Source organism: Pseudoduganella plicata (assembly GCF_004421005.1).
Taxonomy (GTDB): domain Bacteria; phylum Pseudomonadota; class Gammaproteobacteria; order Burkholderiales; family Burkholderiaceae_D; genus Rugamonas; species Rugamonas plicata.
This window is the reverse complement of the sequence record NZ_CP038026.1, coordinates 4266800-4289744: the sequence shown is the minus strand read 5'-3', so window position 1 is coordinate 4289744 and position 22945 is coordinate 4266800. Positions and strand designations below refer to the sequence as shown.

Here is a 22945-nt window from a genome sequence, read left to right as displayed (position 1 = left end):
GCCTACCTCATCGCAAATGGCGAGCCGGCCGCGCGCGCCTTGAGCAGGCACTCGACGCAGATCGATTGCGGCAGCACCGGCAACGCAACGGCTGCCTGTTCCGGCCCCGTAAAACTTTTCTTGCCGGCGTGGATGGCGATCTTGCCCGGACACTGCACGGTGATGTTGCCGCCCTCGATCGTGATGTTGGCGCCGCCCACCGTGGACAGGCTGATGCGCTTGTGCGCGGCCCATTCCGAGAACGATGACGCGCTGATCACCTGCACGTCGTCGCGCGCCTGCACGGACAGGGTGTCGCCCTGCGCCTGGACGTCGATGGCGCCCTGCGCGGCGATGGCCTGCAGCCCGATGCCGCCGGCGTCGGGCGCCACCGCACCGCCAAGTACGCCCAGCGCCTGGCCGGCATGCACGCGCAGGCCGGCACCGCCAACGAACTGGCTGTCAGCACCGCTCATCAACGCCACGGTATCGCCCGAAGACAGCTGCATCGCCTGCGCGGCCGTCACGGCCAGTCCGGCCCTCGCACTGACGGCGATGACCGGATCGACCGGATGCGGTACTTTGCCGTCGTCCGGCGCGGTGCTGCGCGCGCCCGCATCGGCGCGCGCAGCATCCAGGCCGCTCGCGCCGACCATGCCGGAAACGGCCGTCAGCATGCCGGCTAGCGGCGCTTCGGCGTCGGACCTGGCGCTGCCGCCTGGCCTGGCCGAACCGACGTAGCTCGCCAGGGCCACCGTCCGATGCGTCGTTGCCGCCTCGCTGAACGTCTCGGCCAGCTTCACGGCCTGCTTCATCAGTGCGATGCCGGCCACGTTGTCGCCGGCGGGATCACGGGCCTGGGCATTGTGCACGATCGCGTAACTCGTCACCAGCAGGCCGGCACCGCCGCGTATCGCGCCCCATGCATCGGTGCGCAGTTCCGCACCCTGGCCACGCAGGCTGCCGCGGTAGTTGTCCGCCGCGTGCACCAGGTGACCCAGCGTCAGTTCGGTGCCGGCAAACGTCGATCGCAGCTGCACCCGGCCCTGGGCATCGGTATCGTCGAACAGCAGCTGATTGTAGCCGCTGCCGCCAAACTCCTTGGTGCGGATACCCCATTGGGCAGCAGGGTTGCGGTGACCATCCGCGCCGGCCGATGCACCGTGCCATACAGGGCTGTTGCCGCCGGCAAGATTACCCTGTCCGGAGGTACTATGGTCCGTCGCGCTGCCAAACGGGGACCCTTCGTCGGCCCGGGCCGGCGCGCCGCCCGGCGTCGGTGCCACGCCGCCCTCGCCCTGGCCGTTGTACAGGGCACCGACGACGATCGGGCGGTCGATATCGTTCTCGATAAACTGCACCAGTACTTCCTGGCCGATACGGGGCAGGAACTGGCTGCCCATGCCGCCGCCCGCGAGCCGCTGCGCCACGCGTACCCAGCATGATGCGGTGTTGTCGGCTTCCTGCCAGTGGTACCCGATGCGTACGCGGCCCAGCGCATCGCAACAGAGTTCGTCCGCGCCGGCCGGCTGCGTGGCGCCGTCGGCGCCGATGACGATGGCACTTTGCGCCCCCGCCGCCGTTGGCTTGGGGTGCTAACGGCCGTCACTGCCGGGGACAACCGGAGGCCACCGGACATCGGCCGGGACGGCGTCAAACGCGTTGGCGTACCCGCTCGTGGTGGCCTGGTCGATCACCCGCGCCAGGTCTGCTGGCGTAGCACTGCCGTCCAGCGCAGGCGCTTCCTCCAGCAGTTCCGGCAATGGCCCGAACAGCTCGGCCAGCCCCTCCCGCCGGTGTCGGCAGATTGTTGACACCGACGCTGATCACCCGCACGACGGTGAACAACTCCGTTCCCACTGCCAGCGGTCCTTGCGTGATGCGCAGCTTGGTGCCGGCAGCCAGGGTTCGCACCGTCGAGCGGCCGTGCCATGCACGCGCTCGCGCTTCCTGCGCCTCCATCTGCAACACGCCGTAATGCTGCGCCAACGCGCTGTCGGCATAGGCGTACTGACCCGGAACGTCATAGCTTTCCAGCGGCGGCAGGGCGGCCGGCGGCTGGCGGGCTGGCGCACTGCCGACCACGGCACGCTTGGCCTTGTAGTCATAACTCAGCAAAGTGGTCAGAGACGATGTCACCCGGCGCCGGGCTTCCAGAGCCTGTACCGTGTCGGAGGCTTCGCCGGCGCGTGCGCCATGGAAGCGCACTCCTTCCCCGCGCTCGCTGCTGCCATCCTCCGGGCAGGCAGTGGATTGCGTACTGTCGGCGAACAACACCAGCTGGTGGCCCGGCCCGTCTTCTACCGCTTCAAAGCGCCAGCCGATACCTCTTCCGCCAGCAGGCGGCAGAGGAAGTCATAATCGGATTCGCGGTACTGGCAGCAGTAGCTGCGGGGCGGGAGCGAGGCGAGAAAGGCGGCTGTGTCATCGCTCCAGCGCCAGCGGGCCGGCAGTCCGTATGGCTGCATCACCGCTTCGCAAATCTCCACGACGGTTTTATCCTGCCACACACGGCTATTGCGTACCTGGCGCAGGCGCCACAGCCAGGGTGTCAGCCGCAGCCGGTAACGGCCGAAGCCGCCATTGCTGCCCAGCATAGCTACTGCAGTGATGTCGCCGCTGAAGGTCGTGCGTTCGCCATCCGGCAGGCTGACGGCCAGGGCAGCTCGGCGGCCCCCGGCAGTGCAGACATTACAATATCGGCATTCGTCGACAGCACAATGATGTCGCGGGCGCCGGCATCCTGCAGGGCATCGTTCGCTGTAAAAGTTTCCACCAGCAAACCGCCGGAGCCCAACCCGGCATCGCCGGCCTCTTCAAGGTGCAGCTCGTACAAGCGCGATTGACTGGAAAACTGTGCAAGCGCTGTTGTGATTTGTTCGAGTAGGCTGGACATGACACGCTGAAACAGAACGTTATCTCAAGTATATTAGCATGTTGCGAAATATGTAAAACACGGCAGAAGCACCGCCCGTACCGCATGAAAGGAGAACGGATGCAGGCATTTCTATTCGCTTGGCTGGCAGGAAACACTGCTTGACTGCGGCGCCAGACTTACTGCGCGTCGCCGCACTCTTTGCCGTCACCGCGCTGGCGGAAATCGTCGGCTGCTGGCTGCCGTGGCGCGTGCTCAAACAGGGAGGCAGCCCGTGGCTGCTGCTGCCGGCCGCCGTGTCGCTGGCGTTGTTCGCCTGGCTGCTGACGCTGCACCCGACCGCCGCCGGCCGCACCTATGCGGCGTATGGGGGCATGTACATTGTCGTGGCCCTCATCTGGCTGCGCGTCGTCGATGGCGTCGCGCTGACCCGCTGGGATATCGCCGGCGCCGTGCTGGCGCTGGCCGGCATGGCCGTCATCGCGCTGCAGCCGCGCGGCTGACGGCAGCGACTCGCATTTCGGTAGTTACAAAAAAGATATCAACAAGCGATGGATGCGCTAGAATTTGAGTTCATTCCCTACCGGAGAAACCATGCGTCACTTCATGCTTTGCGCATTGCTTGCCATCCCTCTTGCTTCCCAGGCCGCCGAGCCGCCGATCCAGTCGTCGACACTGCAGTTTTCCAACATCGCCCATGACAGCTGGTTTCAGCTGCCGGCCGGACCGGTTGGCTTGCAGGTGCTGAGCGACACGGCGGGTGCCACCACCGTCACCACGCCAGCGTGGGAAACCGCCGTCGACCTCTCGGTCGGCGGGAGCCAGGCATTGGGCGACACCTATCGGCTGTCGATGGACCTGACCCCGAAAGCCGGCTACCGCATCACTGGCTTCTCGTTTTCCGCAACGGTGAGTGGTTCGCTGTACACTTCCACGCTCAATACGTCCGACCCCCGCTACCACTTGGACTCGCCAGCCTACGCCGCCAACACCGTCACTGTCTTCCTACCCGATGGCAAAGGCGGTTTTACGCAAACCCATCTCGACAACGTGACGGCCGCCACGCCGTTATCACTCGAACGGCATGACCTGAGCATCCTTGGCACCACGCAGTTCGACTTCGACACACGTGTGTTTACGCAGTCGCAGTACGGCCAGTACACGTTCTACGATCCTGATACACAGGACATCTGGTCTTCCAAACTGCCAGCGTCCGCTTCCTTGTCGCTGTCCAATCCCACGCTGACGATCTACACGGCACTGGCCCCCGTGCCGGAACCGGCAACGTGGGCCATGCTGCTGGCAGGCGTTGGCATCGTGGGCGTCGCTCGCCGTCGTCGCCAGTCCTGATCCTTCCCTACGCCGCCGGGCGCTGCTGGCTGACCAGCACCGCCCGGCCGTAGGATCAATGCCGACGCCGACGACGGGCCACGGCCACCATCCCGACACCGGCAAGAAGCATGGCCCGGGTCGCCGGTTCCGGCACAGGCAACAGTTCGGTATAGATCGCCAGCGTCGGATTGGTCAGGGACATCCAGCAGCGGGATCAACCCACCTCTCAACCCCATCCCCGGTCTCGGGATCGACCCAATAGTAGAAGCTGCCCCTTTTGCTTATGAATGTCCAGGCAGCGAATTCAAACGTCTGGGCATCGACGATTGCGAGATCGTGAATGGCAAACGTCAAAAGCGACGGTGTCCTGACGTTCTCGGCGCCCGTGCCCCGCGTACCGTTCCAGTCCGTATGCTCGATGAATATACCCCATGAAGTTTCGGCGATCGGATCATATTCCATGTAATAGCGGTGACCTCCCCCCGGGGGGTCTGGAATGAATACATCGCCCGCGACATGGCTGGACATCGAAAACCCGGTAATTCGATAGCCGGCTTTTGGCGCCAGATTCAGTGACAGCGTATCAGCGCCGTGGCTGCCCCAATCTTCCCACTCTTGGACGGGGGATTTTATCAAGCCCTCCGTGGTGACGGTCGTCGCGCCGGCGGTATCGCTGAGAACCTGTAGCGCAACCGGCTGTAGCACATCGTTTTCATCGTAGGTGCTGACCTCCGAAAACGGGAGGGTCGACGTCTGCTGGGGAGGTTGCGCAGCGTTCGATACGAGCGGCATTGCAAGCAGCATGGAAATAAACAGGATACGCATAATCGCCTCGGTAGTTTGTGCTCAAAAGGTGATTCTCGCCCGGCCAAACCGTCGATGTTATTTTTTTATAACTACCGGATGCAAGTATTCCTCGCGCGGTAAATGAAGCGCCACCTGGCCAGTCATGACCGCGGACGACGGCGACACGCACGCCACCTTACGTCTCCTCGCGCAGGCTACCAGTAGTCTAGAAGCCCCACTCTACCGGACGTCACAATTGCATTTCTTATACTGGCCCGACCGTAACCGCCAGAAGGAATCTGATGAGTCACGCCACCGAGACTTATGTACGCTACACCAACGGCCTGGAAGTCAAACAGGCCAATGAAGACGCCATCATCGATGCCATTGTCGAATCGATGCTGCGCGTGAACCGCAAGGTATTCGACAAACACCGGCACGCCACCCGCGATGCCCACGCCAAGTGCCACGGCGTGCTGAAAGGCCGGCTCGACGTCTACGACAAGCTCCCCGAGCCGCTGCGCCAGGGCGTCTTCGCGACGCCGGCCACCCACCCCGTCGTGCTGCGGCTGTCCACCGCGCCGGGCGACCTGCACAGCGACCGCATTCCCGCCCCGCGCGGCATGGCGCTGAAACTGCTGGACGTGCCGGGCCCGCAGCTGCTGCCGGGCCGCACGGCCACCACGCAGGACTTCCTGCTCGTGAACCACCCCGTCATCGCGTTCGGCCACGCGGCCGCCTACCTCAAAACCCAGCAACTGCTGGAGAAGCACGCCGACGATCCTGACATGGTGCGCAAGATACTGGCCGCGCTGGCCCATGGCGGCAGCAAGGCGCTGCACCTGCTCGGCATCGAGAACCCCACCATCGACACGCTGGGCGCGCCGAACCACCATATCCTGGGCGAGACGTTCTACAGCATGGCCGCGATCCGCTACGGCGACTACGTGGCCAAGGTGTGCGCGGCGCCGCTGTCGGACAACGTGCGCGCCCTGACCGGCCAGCCGCTGCGCGACGATGCCGGCGACTCGGAGCTGCGCGACCTTGTTGTGGATTTCTTCCGCACCCAGGGCGGCGAATACGAGCTGCGCGTGCAGCTGTGTACCGATATCGAAAAAATGCCAATCGAGGACGCGTCGGTACGCTGGGACGAAGACGCGTCGCCCTACCTGCCCGTCGCAAAACTGACGATCCCGCCGCAGGAGGCATACAGCCCTGCGCGCCGCGTGTTTGCCGACGACGTACTGTCGTTTAATCCATGGCAGGGCATCGAGGCGCATCGCCCGCTCGGCTCCATCATGCGCGCCCGCATCCGCGCTTACGAAACCTCGACCCGCTTCCGCCACGAGATGAACGCGCAGCCGCGCATCGAGATCGACGACCTGGCGCAAGTGCCCGACTGAATAAGGAACTGACCATGCAAGAACATAAAACCACCGACCTCGCCGAGATCAGGCGCAAGGTCGAGGAAGTGCTGGGCGACGCGCCCCAACTGCTGAAACTCGCGCTGGAAAACGTCCTGCGCGAACATGACGCCCACGCGGACGCGGAGCCGGGATCGGCCGGCCGCATCGGCCGCCAGTCCGGCAAGGTCTCCGAGCTGACCGCCATCGCACCGCTGAAGCCGGGCGGCGCGGACAGGCTGCGGCGCATCTTCAAGCTCGTCAACGGCAACTTCGTCGGCGCGCAGAAGGTCGCGACCCTGCACGACATGCGCTTTGTCTTCTTTGAAAACGACACGAAGATCCTGTTCGCCACCACCTACGATGGCGACTGGGACACGTATATCGACGATTTCGCCACCAAGATCCCGGACCTGATGGACCTGCTGTTCTCGTCCGTGGAAGGCTGGCCGGGCATCACCGACCCGGGCGTGAAGGACTTCATCGCCAGCCACCAGCTGACGGCGGACGGCTGGTATGTGGCCAATCCGCACCTCTCCGTCGTCGACGCGCGCCGCCTGCAGCGGATGAACGACGCCCTGCAGGAGTTCCTCGACAAGGTGAGCGGCCATGTCGATTCTTGATAAGGTCAAGGCGCTCGTCCACCACGAGGCGCCCGCGCCCGCGCTCGAGCTGCACGATATCCAGGCCACGATCCTGTTCGACCGGCCCGACCCGTATTTCGGCACCCACGTGCTGCTGCGCTTTGACAGCGCCGCCGGCGGACGTGCGCTGCTGGCGCGCCTGGCGCCGCACGTGCGCAGCGCCGCCGATGCCGCCGATAACGCGGAAGCATGGATTGCCGTCGCATTGAGCCACGCCGGCCTGCGCGCGCTGGATCTCGATGCGGCACTGCTGGACAGCTTCCCGGCCGCGTTCCGCGACGGCATGGCGCAGCGCGCCGAGCGCCTGCAGGACTACGGTCCGAATGCGCCGGAAACGTGGGAAGCGCCGTATGGCAGCGGCCAGTTGCACCTGGCCGTGTCGATCTTCGCGCCGGACGAAACCTCGTGGCGCGCGGCGATGGTGACGGCGCACGAACAGTTCGCCGGTATCGCCGGCGTAACGGTGCTGGGATCCCACGACTTCGGCGCGCAGCCCGACAGCCGCAACTCGTTCGGCTACCGCGACAACATCGGCAACCCGGCCGTCGAAGGCGGCACGGCGCCCACGTGGCCGGGCCAGGGCCGGCCCGTCAAGGCGGGCGAATTCATCCTCGGCTATCCGGGCGAGGCGGGCGTGCCGCTGGCGCAGCCGGGACCGGTGCAAGACTCCATCGGCCGCAACGGGACATACGTCGTGCTGCGCAAATATCACACGGACGTGGCGGCCTTCAACCGCTTCCTGCGCGAGCACGGTGGCGATGCCCACGGCCAGGAACTGCTCGCGGCCAAGCTGGTGGGGCGGTGGCGCAGCGGCGCGCCGCTGGCGCTCGCGCCCGAGCGGGACGATCCAGAGCTGGGCGCGGACCGCCAGCGCAACAACGACTTCACGTATTCAAAGGATCAGGAGGGTCTGCGGGTGCCGCACGGTTGCCACATGCGGCGCATGAACCCGCGCGACAGCAAGCTGGCCATCCTGACGGACGTGAACCTGCACCGCCTGATCCGGCGCAGCACGACGTTCGGCCCGCCCTACCGCCCCGACCTGTTCGAGGACGACGGCGCCGAACGGGGCCTGTTCTTCATCGGCCTGTCCGCCAAGGCGCCGGAAACGATGGAATTCATGCAGCAGGAGTGGATCAACCACGGCAACTTCATCGACTTGGCCGACGAGCGCGACCCGATCGTCGGCCAGCAGCCGGACGGCGCCACGTTCACGCTGCCGGAACGCCCCGTGCGCCGACGCATCCACGGCATCCAGAGCTTCTGCACCCTGCGCGGCGGCGAGTATCTGTTCATGCCGGGGTTGCGGGCGTTGCGGCGGCTGGCGGGCAATCAGGCTTAGGTTATTGGCCTGCCGCCGGCGCTGCGCCGTCCGCCAGTATTTTTTCGGCAAGCCGCGCCAGTGCCGTTTTCGCTTCAGGATTGCCGCCCTTCGCGGACTCGCGGTATAGCGCCGCGGCCTTGCGGTAATCCTGCGGCACGGCCTTGCCTTGTTCGTAGACGCGTGCCAGCGCCCCTTGCGCCACCGCGGATGTTGGCCGCGCTCTACGTACCGGCATACCGCATGACGCGGTTGCGCCCGCCCGACTTGGCCAGATACAGCGCCTCGTCGGCATGGGCCACCAGTTCCAGCGCGGCCGCTTCGGCCGTGCCTTCGCCGGCTTTGTCCAGGCACGCCACGCCGATCGACCCTGTAATGGACAGCTGCACGCCTTGTGCGATGCCGATCATGCTGGCGGCGATGCTGGCACGGATGCGTTCGGCGACAAAGGCCGCGCTGTCCAGGTCCGCGTCGATCAGCAGCACGACGAATTCCTCGCCGCCGAAGCGGGCCAGCGCGTCGGACACGCGCAGTTCGGCCTTGATGCGCCCTGCCACTTCGCGCAGCACTTCGTCGCCACCCTGGTGGCCGACGGTGTCGTTGACGCGCTTGAAGTGGTCGATGTCGATGTACATGAACGAGATGGCGTAGTTCTGCCGGCGCGCCCGCGCGATCTCTTCCAGCAGGCGCCGGTCGATGTAGCGGCGGTTGTAGACGCCCGTCAGCGAGTCGGTCAGCCCGATGTACTTCAGCATCTCGTTGCTGATGACGTTTTCCAGGCAGATCGCGATGATCGATGCCATGTGCTCGATGAAGTCCGTGCCCAGGCTGGGGGTGAAACGCGCCGGATCGGCGCTGCCCAGGTTCAGGCTGCCGATGATGCGCTTGTTGCGCAGCAGCGGCACGATGGCCACGCTTTGCAGGCGCACGCCCGGTGCCGGGAACTGGCGCGCATGGCGCACCGGATCGAACATGCCCAGTATCGGTTTCGGTGGCGGCGCCAGCGTATGGCGCGTGCCCGTGTCAAAACCCAGCCCGTCGATACCCGGCTCGAACAGCAGGTCGGGAAACGCGGCGAAATCGACACCCAGCTTTTCCATGACGGTCCGGATGTCGGCATCCTCGTCGATCAGCGATAACGTCACGCTGTCCAGTTCCGAGATGGCCGGCAGCGAGCGGAAGATGCTGCCGATCAGTTCAGGAAAACTGCCGGCGCCGACAATCTCCAGGTCGAATGCCTGGTGCCGCATCATGATGGCGTGGTTGCGCTCGGCCTGCTCGATCATGTACGCCATGCGGGCGCGCAGCTGGCCGTTTTCGGCCGCGAGGTCGCTGGCAAATTCCGTGGCTGCCGGCGCGGCCGGCTTTCCCTTCAACGTGTGCGTCATGCGGACTCGCTCAGAATGCCAGGGTGACGTCCACCGTCTGGCCTACCTGCACGCGCTGGCCATCGCCCTCGAGCAGGATATTGTTCATGCCGAAGCATACCGCACCATCGACTTCCGGCTTGCTCCGATAGCCTTGCAGGATATCGAGCGGATCGGGACCGTACTCGCCCTTCTCCTGGTCGATCGACGGCATCGGGCAGCGCGGGCACGGCTTGACGGGCTTGAGCAGGGCCTCGCCCAGCCGGAATGTCTCGACATAGTCTTCTTCGAACGCCTCGATGCCGTCGATGACGAGATTGGGTCGGAAACGGTTCATCGGCAGCGCGGCGCGGCCGGCCGCTTCCAGGCGAGCGTTCAGGTCACGCAGCGATTCGGCGCCGATGACGAGAACCGGATAGCCGTCCGAGAAGAGCGTGGGCGCTTCGACGCCGCCCGTCCATTTGGGATTCGCCAGCCGCTTCGCATCGGCGTGAAAGCGCACCAGGCGGCACGGCACGCCGAGGTAGTTGCTGAACCACGCGGCCGTCAACGGATCGCATTCGTAGGCGGCAAGGCGCTCTTCGAAGATCTCCACCTCGACGACGGTCGCATCGGCCGGATTGGGCAATCCGAGCGGGATTTCCAGGCGCAGCATGCCAGGTGCGCGCAACTCCAGGGTGTCGAGCTTCAGACGCGGCGTGATCAACGCCATTTTCGGGTGCTCGCGCTGGGTGAGGAACTGGCCGTTCGCATCGACGACCATCCATTCGCGGTCGTAGATCTGCTCGGTCATCAGGCCGGCACGGGTGAGAATGGCCGAACGCAGGGAAATGCCGGCACAGGACTTGATGGGGTACAGCGTGAGTTCGGACAGAGTCGCCATGAGGATGCGCCATATTGATGCCTGGCCCTCAGTATGGCAGCAAAGTGCCGGGCAGTAAATCGCCCCGCCGGGCGGGGCGATTTACGCTGCAAAAACGGTTGCGCCGGAACGCCGGCGCGCCGAATCACTCCTCCGGTGTTGCCTTCGGCTTGCGCGGCAGACGGCTGCGTGCAGGCGTCTTGTGCGTGCCCGGCTTCTTCGCCCGCTTCGCGCCTTCCGCTGCTGCGGCTTCGTCCGGGCCAGCATCGGCCACGGCGGCCGGTGCCGTCTCAGGCGCCACTTCGTGCGCGGGCGCCTGCGCCAGCACCGCCTCGACAGCTTCCGCCGCATCCGCCGCCGCCTTGGCAACCTTGCTGGTGCGTGCCGGCTTCTTGGCCGCTGCCGGCTTGCGCGGGCTGCGTGGGCGCTTGGCCGTCGTCTCTGCCGGGGCATCGGCGTCCGCGGCCACAGCCGGCGTCTCGCCAGTCACCGGCGCCAGCGCTTCCTGTTCGGCCGCCGTGCCGTGCACATCTTCTCCCGGCGCCAGCTCCTGCAACGCCTGTTCGGTCGAACGCACCAGTGCCGCATAGTCGGCGGCGGCGGTTTCCAGCGCTACCGCCACTTCCTGCGTTTCGAGATCGCTCATCGGTGCCTGCTCGGCCGATTCGGCCGGCTCCCCGGCGCCACCGCGGCGATTGCGGCCGCCCCGGTTGCCACGGCCCCGCCGGCCCTCGCGTGCTTCACGCGCCTCGCGGCTCTCGCGCGGCTCGCGTACCTCGGCCGTTTCCACCGCCGTCTGCTCGCCGCCCGCCTGTTCCGTCTCGGCTGCCGCGTCGGCCACCGCCGCCTGCGCTGCGGCGCTGCTGCTGCGGTAGACGTAGGCGCCGGATTTCTCGTCGCGGCCAAATTCCAGCAGGCCGCGCGCCTTCATCTCTTCCAGCAGGTTGCCGAACGTGCGGAAGCCGTAGAACGATTCGCTGAAATCGGGCTTGCGGCGCTTGATCGCTTCCTTCAGCACGGAGGCCCAGATCTTGCCGCTGTCGCCCCGCTCCGCGACCAGCGCGTCGAACGTTTCGTAGGCGATGTCGACCGCCTGGTTGCGGCGCTTGTCCATCTCGTCGCGCTTGCGCTTTTCTTCCTCGGGCGAGCGCTTCGGCGCCTGCTCGCGCGAATCGCGCTTGGCGTTGCGGCTCTTCTCGCGCACCAGGTCGTCGTAGAAGATGAATTCGTCGCAGTTGGCCACCAGCAGGTCGGACGTCGAATCCTTGACGCCCACGCCGATGACCTTCTTGTTGTTCTCGCGCAGTTTCGACACCAGCGGCGAAAAGTCGGAGTCGCCGGAGATGATGACGAACGTGTTGACGTGCGCCTTCGTGTAGCACAGGTCCAGCGCGTCGACGACCATGCGGATGTCCGCCGAGTTCTTGCCGGAGATGCGCACGTGCGGGATTTCGATCAGTTCGAAGTTCGCCTCGTGCATGGGGCCCTTGAATGCCTTGTAGCGATCCCAGTCGCAATAGGCCTTCTTGACCGTGATGCTACCCTTGAGCAGCAGGCGTTCGAGCACGGGCTTGATATCGAATTTTTCGTAGTTCGCGTCGCGTACGCCGAGTGCGACGTTCTCGAAGTCGCAGAACAGCGCCATGCTGACATTGTCGTTGAATGAAGCCATGAGTCTCTAGATAGCAGTGAACGCGCCGATTATACAGGCAGCATTGGCCGGCGCCGCACGCTGGTGTATTCTGCACGAATTCCAGCTCAACCGGAGAATACGATGAACCCATCGCTGGCCCTGGCCACCCTGGCCGCTGCCGCGCTGCTGTCTGGACCCGTCGCGCAGGCCCAGGCGGTCCCGGACGCCGCGTTCGTGCGCGAGGTAAACGCCTTTGTCGACGGCTGGCACGACGATGCCGCCCACACGCGTCCCGCCTACTTCGACAAGATCGCGCCACAGGGCGTCTACATCGGCACCGACAAGACCGAAATCTGGACGCGCGACCAGTTCAAGGCGTGGGCCAGGCCGTTCTGGGAACGCGGCAAGGCATGGAGCTTCACGGCGCAGAAGCGCAACGTCTACCATTCGCCCGACCGTTCGTATGTGTGGTTCGACGAACAGCTGACCACGCAGATGGGCACCTGCCAGGCCAGCGGCGTGTTGCGCAACACGGGCAAGGGTTTCCTGGTCGAGCACTACCAGCTGTCGCTGGCGGTGCCGAACGCGCTGAACGCGGGGTTCGCGAAGGCCATTGCGAAGTACGAGGCCAAACCCGCGACGAAGAAATAGATGGCCCGCATCCTCTTCATCCACCAGAATTTCCCCGGCCAGTACCGGCATCTCGCGCCAGCGCTGGCGGCGGACGGACATGAAGTCGTCGCGCTGGGCATGGCCGACAAGGCCGAGCCGCTGCCGGGCGTGCGCTACGTCGCGCACAAGGTCCAGGTGCCTGCGGACGTGCACCAGCAGGCCACCCAGCTGAGGGACATGTACAGCAAGGTGCTGCGCGGCGAGTCCGCGGCGGCGGCCCTGCAGCGGCTGCGCGACGAGGGCTTCACGCCAGACATCGTGTTCGCCCATCCGGGCTGGGGCGAAGCGCTGTTCGTCAAGGACGTCTTCCCGCGCGCGAAGCTGCTGATCTACGCGGAATATTATTATCAGGCCGAAGGCGGCGACGCGCATTTCGATCCCGAGTTTGCCGGCGATCCGGGCGTGGCCGGCCTGCAGCGCCTGCGGCTGCGCAACACGCATCTGCTGCACGCGATGTCGGCCGCCGACGCGGGCCTGTCGCCCACCGTCTTCCAGCGCGACCGCCATCCGGCCTGGTTCCGCGACCGCATCAGTGTCATCCACGACGGCATCGACACCGACCGCTTCCGCCCGGATCCGCAGGCGCGCGTGACGCTGTCGGTCGCGGGTGTGACGCTGAAACCCGGTGACGAGGTGGTCACCTTCGTCTCGCGCCAGCTGGAACCCTACCGGGGCTACCACGTCTTCATGCGCGCCCTGCCCCTGCTGCAGCGGCTGCGGCCGAACGCGCGCATCGTCATCGTCGGCGGCGACGGCACCAGCTATGGCGCGGCCCCGCCGCCGGGCCAGACGTGGAAGGCGATCTTCCGCGACGAAGTGGCTCCGCGGCTGGACATGAGCCGCGTTCACCTCGTCGGCCGCGTGCCGCATGCGCTGCTGACGCAACTGATGCAGGTCACCGCCGTCTACACGTACCTGACGTACCCATTCGTGCTGTCGTGGTCACTGATGGAAGCGATGAGCGTGGGTTGCATGATCGTCGGCTCCCGCACGCCGCCGCTGGAGGAGATGATCCGCCACGGCGAGAATGGCCTGCTGACGGATTTCTTCGACCACGAACGGCTGGCCGAAACGGTCGCGGATGCTTTGGCGCGCCGCACCAGCCTGACGCACCTGCGCGATGCGGCGCGGCAGACCATCGTGGATGGCTACGACCTGCACCGGCATTGTCTGCCGGCGCAGAAAAGGTTTGTGCTTGCGTAGGCGCCGCAGGCGGTGCCCCGCTGTCAGTTGTGGATGTATTTGGTGAACACGTCGCTGAAATCGCGCTTCGTATGCGTTTCCAGCATGGCCTTGTTCAGGGCCGCCAGCAAAATCTCGTATTGGCTGGCCAGGCTGCCTTCGGCCGGGGCGATATTGAGCTTGTGCACCGACGCCGTGGCATCGAGCGTGCGCAGCGCATTCTCACGGCAGACTTCGTCGCGCCGCTGCTGCTTTTCAATGGAAATCAACGCTTTGTAAATATCCTTGAGCTGCTCGATAAAGGACTTCTTGACGTCGATGGAAAACTCCGTATCGTCGATATGGAATTTGAGCTCGATGTCCATGTCCAGTGTCCCGGCCGTTTCAATGGTCACGTCGGAAATGTCGTGGGACGCGTAATCGTAGCGCTTGATGGACCGTTTGGAGGACACGGCCGAGTCGCCGTCCACGTGGATCAGCGCCAGATTGGTAAAGCAGTATTCATCCTTCTTGCTCTTGATGAGAAAGAAGATCTGTTCGCCGTCTTCGCTGAACAGATAATCGTCCGCATCGACTTTGCTGTAGTCGGCGGGGCGGACAATAATACCGATATCGCTGATGCCCAGCGCTTCCGCAGCCAGTTTCTTGAACATATTTCTCTCCCTGTCGAAAGACGTTCACATTAGCATTTTTTTAGCGCGCGAAACAGGCTCGGATAGGAAGCCCAATGCAAAAGCCCCGGCATCATGGACGCCGGGGCTTCTTTGAGCTGGCGGGATGGAGCGATCCCGCATGCATGGTTTAAACGTTGAACAGGAAGTTCAGCACATCGCCATCCTTGACGACGTATTCCTTGCCCTCGGCGCGCATCTTGCCCGCTTCCTTTGCGCCCGCTTCGCCCTTGTAGGCGATGAAGTCGTCAAAGGCAATGGTCTGGGCGCGGATGAAGCCGCGCTCGAAGTCGGTGTGGATGACGCCTGCTGCTTGCGGTGCCGTGTCGCCCACGTGGATCGTCCACGCGCGTACTTCCTTGACGCCGGCCGTGAAGTACGTCTGCAGGCCCAGCAGTTTGAAGCCGGCGCGGATCAGGCGGTCCAGGCCCGGCTCGTCCATGCCCATGTCGGCCAGGAAGGCTTGCTTGTCTTCGTCTTCCAGGTCGGCGATTTCCGCTTCGATGGCCGCGCAGATGGCGACGATCGGCGCGTTCTGCGACTTCGCGTATTCCGTCAGCTGGTCCAGCAGCGGATTGTTGGTGAAGCCGCTGTCGGAAACGTTGGCCACGTACATCGCCGGCTTGGCCGTGATGAGGCACAGCGGCTTGATGATGGCCATTTCGTCTTCGGTCAGGCCCAGCGCGCGCACGGGCGTGGCGTCGTTCAGTGCTGGCATGATGCGTTCCAGCAGGGCGACCAGCTTGGCCGCATCCTTGTCGCCGGAGCGGGCTTTCTTGTTCTCGCGGTGAATCGCCTTCTCGACGGTGCCCATGTCGGCCAGCGCCAGTTCGGTCTGGATCACGGCGATGTCGTCCAGCGGGCTGACCTTGCCGGCCACGTGGATGACGTTTTCATCTTCGAAGCAGCGCACCACGTTGACGATGGCGTCCGTCTCACGGATGTGCGCCAGGAACTGGTTGCCCAGGCCTTCGCCCTGCGACGCACCGGCGACCAGGCCGGCGATGTCGACGAATTCGACGATGGCGTTGACGATGCGCTCAGGCTTGACGATCTCCGCCAGCTGCTTCAGGCGCGGATCGGGCACCTCGACGACGCCAACGTTCGGTTCGATCGTGCAGAACGGATAGTTCTCGGCCGGGATGCCGGCCTTCGTCAGCGCATTGAAAAGGGTGGACTTGCCGACGTTGGGCAGGCCGACGATGCCGCATTTGAGACTCATGGAATTCCTTGTTAAATGTGAATGCCGCCGCCGGGCGCCATCGCGCGGGAAGTGCTGCGCTGATCAATACGCTGGGGCCGGGGAATTGCGCATTATAGCGCCCGACGGGGTCGCATATCCGGAACTGTGGCCCGGGCAGGCGGCAAAATTGTCTGTGTTCGCTGGCTCAGGCGGTATGCAGCGCCGTCATCGCCTCGGCCGTCTTGCCCGTCACCGCCAGCGGAATGATCTTCAAGCTCTTTTCGATCGCTTCATCGATCAGCAGCTGCTCTTCGCGGCGCGGGCGGTGCAGGACGAAGTCGGCCACGTTCTGCGTCAGATTCAGCGTGCGCGGGTGGCCGATGCCGATGCGCAGGCGCCAGTAGTCCTGCGTGCCCAGGGCGGCCGTGATGTCCTTCAGGCCATTGTGGCCGCCCGACGAGCCGCCTTTTTTCATCTTTGCCACGCCGGGCAGCATATCGAGTTCGTCGTGCACGACAAGGATCTCGTCCGCATTAATTTTAAAGAAGCGCGCCAGGCCGCCGACGGACTGGCCGGAGCGGTTCATATACGTTTGCGGCTCCAGCAGCCAGACTTCCTGGCCGGCGATCGACGTTTTTGCCGCCAGCGCATTGAAGCGGCTTTCGCGCTGCAGGAAGGTGGACGGCAGGCCGCGCGCGAGATTGTCGACCAGCCAGAAGCCGGCGTTGTGGCGGGTTTGTTCGTATTCGGGGCCGGGGTTACCGAGGCCGACGATCAGGCGGATAGGCATGGTGCGCGCTTGCAGGAAAAAACGCGATTATCGCGGAGTTTCACCGCCCGTGCCACCATTGCCGCGCCTCGTACAGGACCATCCCGGCCAGCATCGCCAGGACGAACAGCCATGGCGCGCCTTCCGGTCTCGTCAGTGAAGCCAGAGCGGGGCCGGGACAGTATCCCGCCAGGCCCCATCCGGCACCGAACAGGATGCTGCCGACGATCAGTGGCCGGTCGAGCCGGCGCGCCGTCGGCAGTTGCAGCGGTTCCCCGTCGATCGTGGCGCCGCGCCGGCGCGCGACGTGGAAGGCGGGCAGCGCTACCAGCAGCGCGCCGCCCATGACCAGCGCCAGTGACGGGTCCCAGTTGCCGGCCACGTCGAGGAAAGCCGTGACCTTGGCGGGATCGGTCATGCCCGACAGGATCAGGCCGGTGCCGAACAGCAGGCCGGCCAGCAGCGCGAACAGGTTCCGCATATCAGCCTCCGGCCAGGTGGCGCAGCACGAATACCGTCAGCGCGCCGGCCAGCATGAATGTCACGGTGGCGGCCAGCGAGCGTGGCGACAGCCGCGACAGGCCGCACACGCCGTGGCCGCTCGTGCAGCCGGCACCCAGGCGCGTGCCGAAGCCCACCAGCAACCCTGCCAGCACCAGCGTAGCGCCACCTGCAACCGGATGCACGGGCGGCAGCGCCGTGACGCCGCGCCACAATGGCGCGGCCAGCAACAGGCCGGCCAGGAAGGCAAGGCGCCAGCGCCGGTCCGCCCGCGGCGCGCGCAGCAGGCCGCCGACGATGCCGCTGATACCCGCGATGCGGCCGTTCAGCAGGATCAGCATCGCGGCGGCGGCGCCGATCAGCAGGCCGCCGGCCAGCGACGTCCAGAGTGTGAAATGCTGCCAGTCGATCATCATGGACACCTCCGAATGGAACAGACAAAAAAAACCCTGCCGCAGCAGGGTTTTCATTGCAAACCGCGTTGCCGCAGCTGGCTATATTACTTCTTCTCTTCGGCAGCCGCGTCGGCGGACACCTGGCCGGCCGGTACCGAAGCGGTAGCGATCGTCAGGTTGTTGCCGTGCGTAACAGCCGTCACGCCTTCCGGCAGTTTCAGGTCGTTGATGTGCAGCGAGGTGCCGACGTCCATGTTCGACAGGTCAACGGCGATGAACTCTGGCAGTGCCGATGGCAGGCACGAGATTTCGATTTCGTTGGCCACGTGGCTGATCGTCGCGCCGTGCAGTTTCACTGCTGGGGAAACGTCGGCGTTTTCGAAGTGCAGCGCCACTTTGACGTGGACTGGCTGGTTGGCATCGACGCGCTGGAAATCAGCGTGCAGGACCAGTTGCTTGTATGCGTGCATCTGGAAGTCGCGCAGCAGCACTTTCTGTACTTTGCCGTCCAGTTCCAGATCCAGCACGGAGCCGTGGAACGCTTCTTTTTTCAGCGCGTGGTACAGCGCGTTGTGGTCCAGGGCGATCGTCACAGGGGCTTCGGTGCCGCCGTAGATGATGCCAGGGGTTTGGCCGGAAATACGCAGGCGGCGGCTCGCACCCGTGCCCTGCAGTTCGCGTTTGAATGCAACAACTTTCATTTGATACTCCAATAGAGTCGGGGCTTGCGCCCACGGTTATAAAGCCTCCCGCGACCAGGATGGCTTCGAAACCGGCGGCGCACGATAGATTAACTGCACGCCGCCGGATAAAACACTGGCGGCGCGCCGGTCGAAAAACCGGCGCGCCGCCTGAAATGCCGAGATTCGTCCGTCTTTAGTCGACGAACAGGGAGATCACGGAATCGCCCTTGATGATGCGCTTGAACGTCTCTGCCAGCAGCGGTGCGCAGGTCAGTTGACGGATCTTGCTGCAGGCTTTACCCGCTTCGGACAGCGGAATCGTATCCGTCACCACCAGTTCGTCCAGCGACGAGTTGTTGATGCGGTCGATCGCGGGGCCGGACAGCACAGGGTGCGTGCAGTAAGCGATGACTTTCTTGGCGCCGCGTTCCTTCAGGACTTCGGCCGCCTTGACCAGCGTGCCGGCCGTGTCGACCATATCGTCCATGATGACGCAGTTGCGGCCTTCGACGTCGCCGATGATGTTCATCACTTCGGAAACATTGGCTTTCGGACGGCGCTTGTCGATGATCGCCAGGTCGCAGCCCAGGCGCTTTGCCAGGGCGCGGGCGCGGACGACGCCGCCGACGTCCGGCGACACGACCAGCAGGTCCTGGTAATCCTTTTTCTGCAGGTCGCCCAGCAGGATCGGCGACGCGTAGATATTGTCGACAGGGATATCGAAGAAGCCCTGGATCTGGTCGGCGTGCAGGTCCATGATCAGGACGCGCTCGACGCCGGCTTTTTCCAGCATGTTGGCGACGACTTTTGCCGAGATGGCGACGCGGGCGGAACGCGGACGGCGATCCTGGCGGGCGTAACCAAAGTAAGGAATGGCGGCGGTGATACGACCGGCGGATGCGCGTTTCAGTGCATCGACCATCAGGATCAGTTCCATCAGGCTGTCGTTGGTAGGCGCGCAGGTCGATTGCAGCACGAAGACGTCTTTACCGCGGACGTTCTCGTTGATTTCGACCATGACTTCGCCGTCCGAGAACTTCGAAACGACTGCTTTGCCAAGGGGGATGCCGAGATTTTTTGCGACGCCTTCTGCCAACGCAGGATTAGCGTTGCCGGTAAAAACCATCAGGTTTTCGTAAGCCATGGATGTCCCAGGAAGGTAAGCATTGACTTGAATACACCGGAACGAATCCAGCATAAAAACGGAATAAAAAAGCCCCAGCTCGGCAGGGGCATTTTTTGTTTTACTCTGGCTGGACGCCTGCGCATCGACATACCAGAGAAAAGGTGGCAGGGGAACAAGGATTCGAACCTTGGTATGCCGGAATCAAAATCCGGTGCCTTAACCAGCTTGGCGATTCCCCTACTCTGACTGACTACTTTCCGTCAGATGGCGAGCATTATACTGCATCTCCAACGTAAAGCCAAATCTTTTTACGCTTCACAACTTTCAGTGCCGAAGTTCATTTACCGAACCCCGGTACAGCGTCCAGCGGATGATGTGCCAGCGCTTTCGCCTTCCAGCCAGTCCAGGCAGCGGGCACTTTCGCAAGCACCGCATCCGCCTCGTCCTCGCCGTCAAACGCGCAGAACACACAAGCTCCGGAGCCAGTCATCCTGGCATCGCCGTACGCCCCCAGCCATTCTACCGCCTCTGCTACCGGCGGGAACAAGCGGGTGGCCACTTGTTGCAAATCGTTCCTTCCAAAACCCCGCAAGTCGCTTCGATTTGCGTAGTGGCTGGAAAAGTCCGACATTATGACGAGCGGCGTGTTCCTTGTCAAATGTTCTGACGTAAAAATCTTGGCGGTGGGCACCGACACGCCCGGTTCGATGACAACATACCAGCAGTCGGGCGCGTCGACCTCGCGTAGCGCCTCCCCTACACCTTCGGCAAACGCGGTGCGGCCGAAGATGAAGAACGGGATGTCGGCACCCAGCGGCAAGCCGATATCCATCAGTTCCTGGCGCGACAACCCTGACTGCCACAGCGCGTTCAACGCCATCAACGTGGTGGCCGCGTCGGACGAGCCGCCACCCAGCCCGCCGCCCATCGGCAGGATTTTGTCGATGGCGATATCGACGCCGGCGGGCGCACGGCCCGTGCGGCGCACGACTTCGGCCTGCAGCAGCCGCGCCGCGCGCACGATCAGGTCGTCCTGTTCCGGCACGCCCGGCACGTCCGTCACGCGCCGGATGGCGTCATCCTCGCGCAGCGTAAAGTGCAGCACGTCGCCGCGGTCGATCAGCTGGAACACGGTCTGCAGCAGGTGATAGCCATCGGGCCGGCGCCCCGTCACGTGCAGGAACAGATTCAGTTTGGCCGGGGCCGGGCAGTTGTTCAATGCCCTCATTGCACGCTCGACGCCTCGGGCTGGATGGCGATCCTGATCTCGATCTCCTCGATGTCGCCGCCAGGACCGCGGCGCGCGACGATGCGGCGCGGTTTCGGCGGGGTGCTGCCGTCCTGCCAGGCGGCGAAGTCGAGGTTCCAGCCGTCCTTCGTCGTCACCGTGCTGCTGGCGGGGCTGGCGGCGAAGCGCTGGCCGTTCGACGCGCTGGCGTAGCCCTGCAGCCAGTCGCGCAGCCCGGAGACCGGCAGCGGCCAGCCCAGCGTCTGCGCCGACAGCGTGTCGATATCGGGCGCGCTGCGCGGCGGCTTGTTGCCTTCCGAGTAGGTGGCCTGGCCCGGCGTGACGGTAATGGCGGCAATCTGCTGGCCCAGCGGCGACGACAACGTCACATCCGTACGCGGTCCCTGCTGGCGCCACGAGAATTTGCCGGACAGCGACTCGCGCTTGCCTTCCTTGACGTAGTTGACGGCCAGGCTGCCGTCCAGTGCCACGGTCTCACGGTAAGGCGCGACGCCGGCGGTGGACAGCGGCGTGGAGGGTGTCGTGGCGCAGCCGGCCAGCAGCGCGGCCGCGCAGACGATGAGGGGAGTGATGCGTTGCTTCATGCGGTCCTTATAGACTGGTGTTCAGGCGCGCCAGCGTGTCGCGCAGCGCGTCGCTTTTCGGGTCCTTGGCGCGGGCCTCGCGCCACAGCTTCTGCGCCTCGGCGCGCTGGCCCTGCTGCCACAGCACTTCGCCCAGGTGCACGGCGATTTCCGCGTCGTTGCGCAGCGCGTAGGCACGGCGCAACGTCTGTTCCGCGTCCTTCAGGCGGCCCATGCGGAACTGCACCCAGCCCATGCTGTCCATGATGTACGGATCGCCCGGCGCCATCGACAGTGCCTTCTCGATCAGCGTGAACGCCTCGTCCAGGCGCACGCCCCGTTCGGCCAGCGAATAGCCCAGCGCATTGTAGGCGTGGTGGTTGTCCGGCACCGCTTCCATGACCTTGCGCAGCGCCGCTTCCATCTCGTCCGGCTTGCCCTGCTTTTCCGCGGCCAGCGCGAAGTCGTACAGCAGGTCCGGGCTGTCGGGGAACTTCTTGACGGCGTCGGCCAGCAGCGCATAGGCCTCGGCGCCGCGGCCGGCGTCGCGCAGCAGCTGGCCTTCCGTCTGCGTTACCTCGGCCTGCTCGGCCGGATCGACGGCGGCGATGTCGCGCAGCAGTTTCAGGGCCCCTGCCAGGTCGCCTTTTTTCGACGTCAGATGCGCGCGCTTCAGGCGCGCCGTCAGGATCATGCGCGGGTCGACACTGTCGATCTTGTCGAGCCATGCGATGGCGCCATCGAGGTCGCCCCGCTCCTCGGCGATCTGCGACAGCAGCATGACACCCTTCGATGCGTCGCCCTCCTGTGCCCCCTCCTGCTCGCCCTCCCCGGCCTTCTGCACCAGTTCCACATGGCGGCGCAGGTACTGTTCGGCCGCCTTCGGATCGTTGGCTTGCACAGAGATGATGCCCAGGGCGTACAAGGTGGCCGGGTTGTCCGGCTGCTCCTTCAGGATCGCTTCGAACTGGGCGCGCGCCTTGTCGTAGCGCTTCTGCTCGACCAGCAGGCGGGCGTAGGCTGCCCGCACTTCGCGCGCATCCGGATTTTTCGCCAGGAAGCCGCCAAACAGCTGGCCTACGGCGTCGACGTCGCCCAGCACCTGCGCCATCGTCAGCACGGCCAGCTCGGAGTCCGGCTTCAGCTCCAGCGCACGGCGCGCTTCGCGCAGCGAGCGTTCCTTGTCGTCCGCCGCCAGCGCGCCTTGCGCCAGCACCAGGTGGCTCTCCATCGTGTCGCCATACGGCGCCAGCACGCGCTCGAGCAGCGCGAACGCGGCCGCCTTATCTTTCGCGCGCAGCAGGTATTGCTGCATCTGGAACATGACGAGGCCCCGTGCGTGCGCCGGCGCCTTTTGCAGGCGCTGCGCGAACACCTGTTCGGATTCCGCCAGGTCGTCGCCCAGCACGGAAAAGCCCAGGAAATACTGCACCGCCTCGTCGGAATCGGGTGCCAGCTCGCGCCACAGGCGGATTGCCGCCAGCGCCTCGCTGCCCTGCTTCGCCGCCAGCGCCATCTCGGCCGAGCGGCGCGCCAGGCGCGGATCGCGCGTCTGCTGGGCCAGCACCATCATGCTGACATACGCGCTCTGCCATTGGCCGTTCCTGAAATCCAGCTCGGCCTTCGTCAGCTTGTAGAACAGGTCGCTCGTCAGCGGGACGGCCGGCAGTTTTTCGTCCGGCTTGGCGGCTTCGGCCACGGCAGCTGCGGCCATTACCTCGGTCACCGGGGGCAGTCCGGACGAGGCCG

Annotated in this window: 25 protein-coding genes, 1 tRNA gene and 1 pseudogene; 7 read left to right on the top strand and 20 right to left on the bottom strand. The window is 64.8% G+C overall.

Annotation, left to right across the window (positions count from 1 at the left end; translation table 11 throughout):
- Nucleotides 1-2: 2 nt before the first annotated feature.
- The 3 genes and pseudogenes from E1742_RS27275 to E1742_RS27265 form a co-directional block, all read right to left on the bottom strand.
- Nucleotides 3-1460 carry a type VI secretion system Vgr family protein gene (locus E1742_RS27275; protein WP_307721927.1) on the bottom strand — a complete coding sequence of 486 codons (1458 nt, stop codon included), beginning with the start codon at nt 1458-1460 and terminating at the stop codon, nt 3-5.
- Nucleotides 1461-1632: 172 nt separating this feature from the next.
- Nucleotides 1633-2627: pseudogene (locus E1742_RS27270) on the bottom strand (type VI secretion system Vgr family protein).
- Nucleotides 2579-2875 carry a hypothetical protein gene (locus E1742_RS27265; RefSeq protein ID WP_307721884.1) on the bottom strand — a complete coding sequence of 99 codons (297 nt, stop codon included), beginning with the start codon at nt 2873-2875 and terminating at the stop codon, nt 2579-2581. Before E1742_RS27265 ends, E1742_RS27270 begins: the two are co-directional and overlap by 49 nt.
- 140 nt (nt 2876-3015) lie before the next feature.
- On the opposite strand from E1742_RS27265, the gene E1742_RS18870 reads away from it, so the two are divergent.
- Nucleotides 3016-3357: a YnfA family protein gene (locus E1742_RS18870; RefSeq protein ID WP_134386620.1), complete on the top strand. Its 342-nt coding sequence runs from the start codon at nt 3016-3018 to the stop codon at nt 3355-3357.
- Nucleotides 3358-3448: 91 nt separating this feature from the next.
- Complete coding sequence (locus E1742_RS18865) at nt 3449-4204, top strand: PEPxxWA-CTERM sorting domain-containing protein (protein WP_229466082.1); 756 nt, start codon at nt 3449-3451, stop codon at nt 4202-4204.
- Nucleotides 4205-4259: 55 nt separating this feature from the next.
- Here the strand turns inward: E1742_RS18865 and E1742_RS27095 are convergent, their stop codons facing one another.
- Together E1742_RS27095 and E1742_RS18855 are read right to left on the bottom strand one after the other, a co-directional pair.
- A complete protein-coding gene (locus tag E1742_RS27095) occupies nt 4260-4388 on the bottom strand; it encodes a PEP-CTERM sorting domain-containing protein (RefSeq protein ID WP_134386618.1) in 129 nt (42 codons plus the stop codon).
- On the bottom strand, nt 4379-5011 hold the full coding sequence (locus E1742_RS18855; protein WP_134386616.1) for a hypothetical protein: 633 nt from the start codon (nt 5009-5011) through the stop codon (nt 4379-4381). The genes E1742_RS27095 and E1742_RS18855 overlap by 10 nt, the downstream gene beginning before the upstream one ends.
- A gap of 263 nt (nt 5012-5274) precedes the next feature.
- On the opposite strand from E1742_RS18855, the gene E1742_RS18850 reads away from it, so the two are divergent.
- From E1742_RS18850 to E1742_RS18840, 3 genes are read left to right on the top strand one after another with little or no spacing between them, the layout of a single operon-like run.
- Nucleotides 5275-6375 (top strand): catalase family protein, encoded by a 1101-nt coding sequence (locus E1742_RS18850; RefSeq protein ID WP_134386614.1) that lies wholly within the window; start codon nt 5275-5277, stop codon nt 6373-6375.
- 14 nt (nt 6376-6389) lie between these two features.
- The gene (locus E1742_RS18845; RefSeq protein ID WP_134386612.1) at nt 6390-6998 is read left to right on the top strand and encodes a hypothetical protein; all 609 of its coding nucleotides are present in this window, start codon (nt 6390-6392) and stop codon (nt 6996-6998) included.
- Nucleotides 6985-8361 carry a Dyp-type peroxidase gene (locus E1742_RS18840; RefSeq protein WP_134386610.1) on the top strand — a complete coding sequence of 459 codons (1377 nt, stop codon included), beginning with the start codon at nt 6985-6987 and terminating at the stop codon, nt 8359-8361. The genes E1742_RS18845 and E1742_RS18840 overlap by 14 nt, the downstream gene beginning before the upstream one ends.
- Nucleotide 8362: 1 nt before the next feature.
- Here the strand turns inward: E1742_RS18840 and E1742_RS18835 are convergent, their stop codons facing one another.
- The 4 genes from E1742_RS18835 to E1742_RS18820 form a co-directional block, all read right to left on the bottom strand.
- A complete protein-coding gene (locus E1742_RS18835; protein ID WP_134386608.1) occupies nt 8363-8578 on the bottom strand; it encodes an SEL1-like repeat protein in 216 nt (71 codons plus the stop codon).
- Entirely contained in the window at nt 8565-9728 is a 1164-nt protein-coding gene (locus tag E1742_RS18830; RefSeq protein ID WP_134386606.1) for a GGDEF domain-containing protein, read from the bottom strand. The genes E1742_RS18835 and E1742_RS18830 overlap by 14 nt, the downstream gene beginning before the upstream one ends.
- Nucleotides 9729-9738: 10 nt before the next feature.
- Nucleotides 9739-10590 carry an MOSC domain-containing protein gene (locus E1742_RS18825; protein ID WP_134386604.1) on the bottom strand — a complete coding sequence of 284 codons (852 nt, stop codon included), beginning with the start codon at nt 10588-10590 and terminating at the stop codon, nt 9739-9741.
- A gap of 124 nt (nt 10591-10714) precedes the next feature.
- On the bottom strand, nt 10715-12241 hold the full coding sequence (locus tag E1742_RS18820; RefSeq protein ID WP_134386602.1) for an NYN domain-containing protein: 1527 nt from the start codon (nt 12239-12241) through the stop codon (nt 10715-10717).
- Nucleotides 12242-12343: 102 nt separating this feature from the next.
- On the opposite strand from E1742_RS18820, the gene E1742_RS18815 reads away from it, so the two are divergent.
- Together E1742_RS18815 and E1742_RS18810 are read left to right on the top strand one after the other, a co-directional pair.
- Nucleotides 12344-12853 (top strand): nuclear transport factor 2 family protein, encoded by a 510-nt coding sequence (locus tag E1742_RS18815; RefSeq protein WP_134386600.1) that lies wholly within the window; start codon nt 12344-12346, stop codon nt 12851-12853.
- A complete protein-coding gene (locus E1742_RS18810; RefSeq protein ID WP_134386598.1) occupies nt 12854-14077 on the top strand; it encodes a glycosyltransferase in 1224 nt (407 codons plus the stop codon).
- A gap of 23 nt (nt 14078-14100) precedes the next feature.
- Here the strand turns inward: E1742_RS18810 and E1742_RS18805 are convergent, their stop codons facing one another.
- The 11 genes from E1742_RS18805 to E1742_RS18755 all read right to left on the bottom strand — a co-directional run bounded on the left by E1742_RS18805 (nt 14101) and on the right by E1742_RS18755 (nt 22910).
- Complete coding sequence (locus tag E1742_RS18805; protein WP_134386596.1) at nt 14101-14709, bottom strand: PH domain-containing protein; 609 nt, start codon at nt 14707-14709, stop codon at nt 14101-14103.
- 148 nt (nt 14710-14857) lie between these two features.
- The gene (gene ychF, locus E1742_RS18800) at nt 14858-15949 is read right to left on the bottom strand and encodes a redox-regulated ATPase YchF (RefSeq protein WP_134386594.1); all 1092 of its coding nucleotides are present in this window, start codon (nt 15947-15949) and stop codon (nt 14858-14860) included.
- Between the two features lie 166 nt (nt 15950-16115).
- Nucleotides 16116-16700, bottom strand: coding sequence for an aminoacyl-tRNA hydrolase (gene pth, locus E1742_RS18795; RefSeq protein ID WP_134386593.1), 585 nt, complete (start codon nt 16698-16700; stop codon nt 16116-16118).
- A gap of 40 nt (nt 16701-16740) precedes the next feature.
- On the bottom strand, nt 16741-17160 hold the full coding sequence (locus E1742_RS18790; RefSeq protein ID WP_134386591.1) for a YeeE/YedE family protein: 420 nt from the start codon (nt 17158-17160) through the stop codon (nt 16741-16743).
- Nucleotide 17161: 1 nt separating this feature from the next.
- The gene (locus tag E1742_RS18785) at nt 17162-17596 is read right to left on the bottom strand and encodes a YeeE/YedE family protein (protein WP_134386589.1); all 435 of its coding nucleotides are present in this window, start codon (nt 17594-17596) and stop codon (nt 17162-17164) included.
- Nucleotides 17597-17679: 83 nt separating this feature from the next.
- On the bottom strand, nt 17680-18276 hold the full coding sequence (locus E1742_RS18780) for a 50S ribosomal protein L25/general stress protein Ctc (RefSeq protein ID WP_134386587.1): 597 nt from the start codon (nt 18274-18276) through the stop codon (nt 17680-17682).
- Nucleotides 18277-18451: 175 nt separating this feature from the next.
- Nucleotides 18452-19402 carry a ribose-phosphate pyrophosphokinase gene (locus tag E1742_RS18775; protein ID WP_134386586.1) on the bottom strand — a complete coding sequence of 317 codons (951 nt, stop codon included), beginning with the start codon at nt 19400-19402 and terminating at the stop codon, nt 18452-18454.
- 144 nt (nt 19403-19546) lie between these two features.
- Nucleotides 19547-19623: transfer RNA gene (locus E1742_RS18770), tRNA-Gln, on the bottom strand.
- A gap of 98 nt (nt 19624-19721) precedes the next feature.
- Complete coding sequence (gene ispE, locus E1742_RS18765; RefSeq protein ID WP_134386585.1) at nt 19722-20612, bottom strand: 4-(cytidine 5'-diphospho)-2-C-methyl-D-erythritol kinase; 891 nt, start codon at nt 20610-20612, stop codon at nt 19722-19724.
- Nucleotides 20609-21217, bottom strand: coding sequence for an outer membrane lipoprotein LolB (locus E1742_RS18760; protein ID WP_134386584.1), 609 nt, complete (start codon nt 21215-21217; stop codon nt 20609-20611). The genes ispE and E1742_RS18760 overlap by 4 nt, the downstream gene beginning before the upstream one ends.
- Before the next feature lie 7 nt (nt 21218-21224).
- Nucleotides 21225-22910 carry a tetratricopeptide repeat protein gene (locus E1742_RS18755; protein ID WP_229466079.1) on the bottom strand — a complete coding sequence of 562 codons (1686 nt, stop codon included), beginning with the start codon at nt 22908-22910 and terminating at the stop codon, nt 21225-21227.
- Nucleotides 22911-22945: the final 35 nt, after the last annotated feature.

What these genes read in the sequence shown, in the direction of transcription:
- E1742_RS18865 (WP_229466082.1), top strand. Translation starts at nt 3,449, where the DNA reads ATGCGTCACTTCATGCTTTGCGCATTGCTTGCCATCCCTCTTGCTTCC.
- E1742_RS18805 (WP_134386596.1), bottom strand. Translation starts at nt 14,709, where the DNA reads ATGTTCAAGAAACTGGCTGCGGAAGCGCTGGGCATCAGCGATATCGGT.
- E1742_RS18810 (WP_134386598.1), top strand. Translation starts at nt 12,854, where the DNA reads ATGGCCCGCATCCTCTTCATCCACCAGAATTTCCCCGGCCAGTACCGG.
- pth (WP_134386593.1), bottom strand. Translation starts at nt 16,700, where the DNA reads ATGCCTATCCGCCTGATCGTCGGCCTCGGTAACCCCGGCCCCGAATAC.
- E1742_RS18790 (WP_134386591.1), bottom strand. Translation starts at nt 17,160, where the DNA reads ATGCGGAACCTGTTCGCGCTGCTGGCCGGCCTGCTGTTCGGCACCGGC.
- E1742_RS18840 (WP_134386610.1), top strand. Translation starts at nt 6,985, where the DNA reads ATGTCGATTCTTGATAAGGTCAAGGCGCTCGTCCACCACGAGGCGCCC.
- E1742_RS18845 (WP_134386612.1), top strand. Translation starts at nt 6,390, where the DNA reads ATGCAAGAACATAAAACCACCGACCTCGCCGAGATCAGGCGCAAGGTC.
- ispE (WP_134386585.1), bottom strand. Translation starts at nt 20,612, where the DNA reads ATGAGGGCATTGAACAACTGCCCGGCCCCGGCCAAACTGAATCTGTTC.
- ychF (WP_134386594.1), bottom strand. Translation starts at nt 15,949, where the DNA reads ATGAGTCTCAAATGCGGCATCGTCGGCCTGCCCAACGTCGGCAAGTCC.
- E1742_RS18760 (WP_134386584.1), bottom strand. Translation starts at nt 21,217, where the DNA reads ATGAAGCAACGCATCACTCCCCTCATCGTCTGCGCGGCCGCGCTGCTG.
- E1742_RS18780 (WP_134386587.1), bottom strand. Translation starts at nt 18,276, where the DNA reads ATGAAAGTTGTTGCATTCAAACGCGAACTGCAGGGCACGGGTGCGAGC.
- E1742_RS18825 (WP_134386604.1), bottom strand. Translation starts at nt 10,590, where the DNA reads ATGGCGACTCTGTCCGAACTCACGCTGTACCCCATCAAGTCCTGTGCC.
- E1742_RS27265 (WP_307721884.1), bottom strand. Translation starts at nt 2,875, where the DNA reads ATGTCCAGCCTACTCGAACAAATCACAACAGCGCTTGCACAGTTTTCC.
- E1742_RS18855 (WP_134386616.1), bottom strand. Translation starts at nt 5,011, where the DNA reads ATGCGTATCCTGTTTATTTCCATGCTGCTTGCAATGCCGCTCGTATCG.
- E1742_RS18830 (WP_134386606.1), bottom strand. Translation starts at nt 9,728, where the DNA reads ATGACGCACACGTTGAAGGGAAAGCCGGCCGCGCCGGCAGCCACGGAA.
- E1742_RS18835 (WP_134386608.1), bottom strand. Translation starts at nt 8,578, where the DNA reads ATGCCGGTACGTAGAGCGCGGCCAACATCCGCGGTGGCGCAAGGGGCG.
- E1742_RS18820 (WP_134386602.1), bottom strand. Translation starts at nt 12,241, where the DNA reads ATGGCTTCATTCAACGACAATGTCAGCATGGCGCTGTTCTGCGACTTC.
- E1742_RS18775 (WP_134386586.1), bottom strand. Translation starts at nt 19,402, where the DNA reads ATGGCTTACGAAAACCTGATGGTTTTTACCGGCAACGCTAATCCTGCG.
- E1742_RS18850 (WP_134386614.1), top strand. Translation starts at nt 5,275, where the DNA reads ATGAGTCACGCCACCGAGACTTATGTACGCTACACCAACGGCCTGGAA.
- E1742_RS18785 (WP_134386589.1), bottom strand. Translation starts at nt 17,596, where the DNA reads ATGATGATCGACTGGCAGCATTTCACACTCTGGACGTCGCTGGCCGGC.
- E1742_RS18755 (WP_229466079.1), bottom strand. Translation starts at nt 22,910, where the DNA reads ATGGCCGCAGCTGCCGTGGCCGAAGCCGCCAAGCCGGACGAAAAACTG.
- E1742_RS27095 (WP_134386618.1), bottom strand. Translation starts at nt 4,388, where the DNA reads ATGTCCCTGACCAATCCGACGCTGGCGATCTATACCGAACTGTTGCCT.
- E1742_RS18815 (WP_134386600.1), top strand. Translation starts at nt 12,344, where the DNA reads ATGAACCCATCGCTGGCCCTGGCCACCCTGGCCGCTGCCGCGCTGCTG.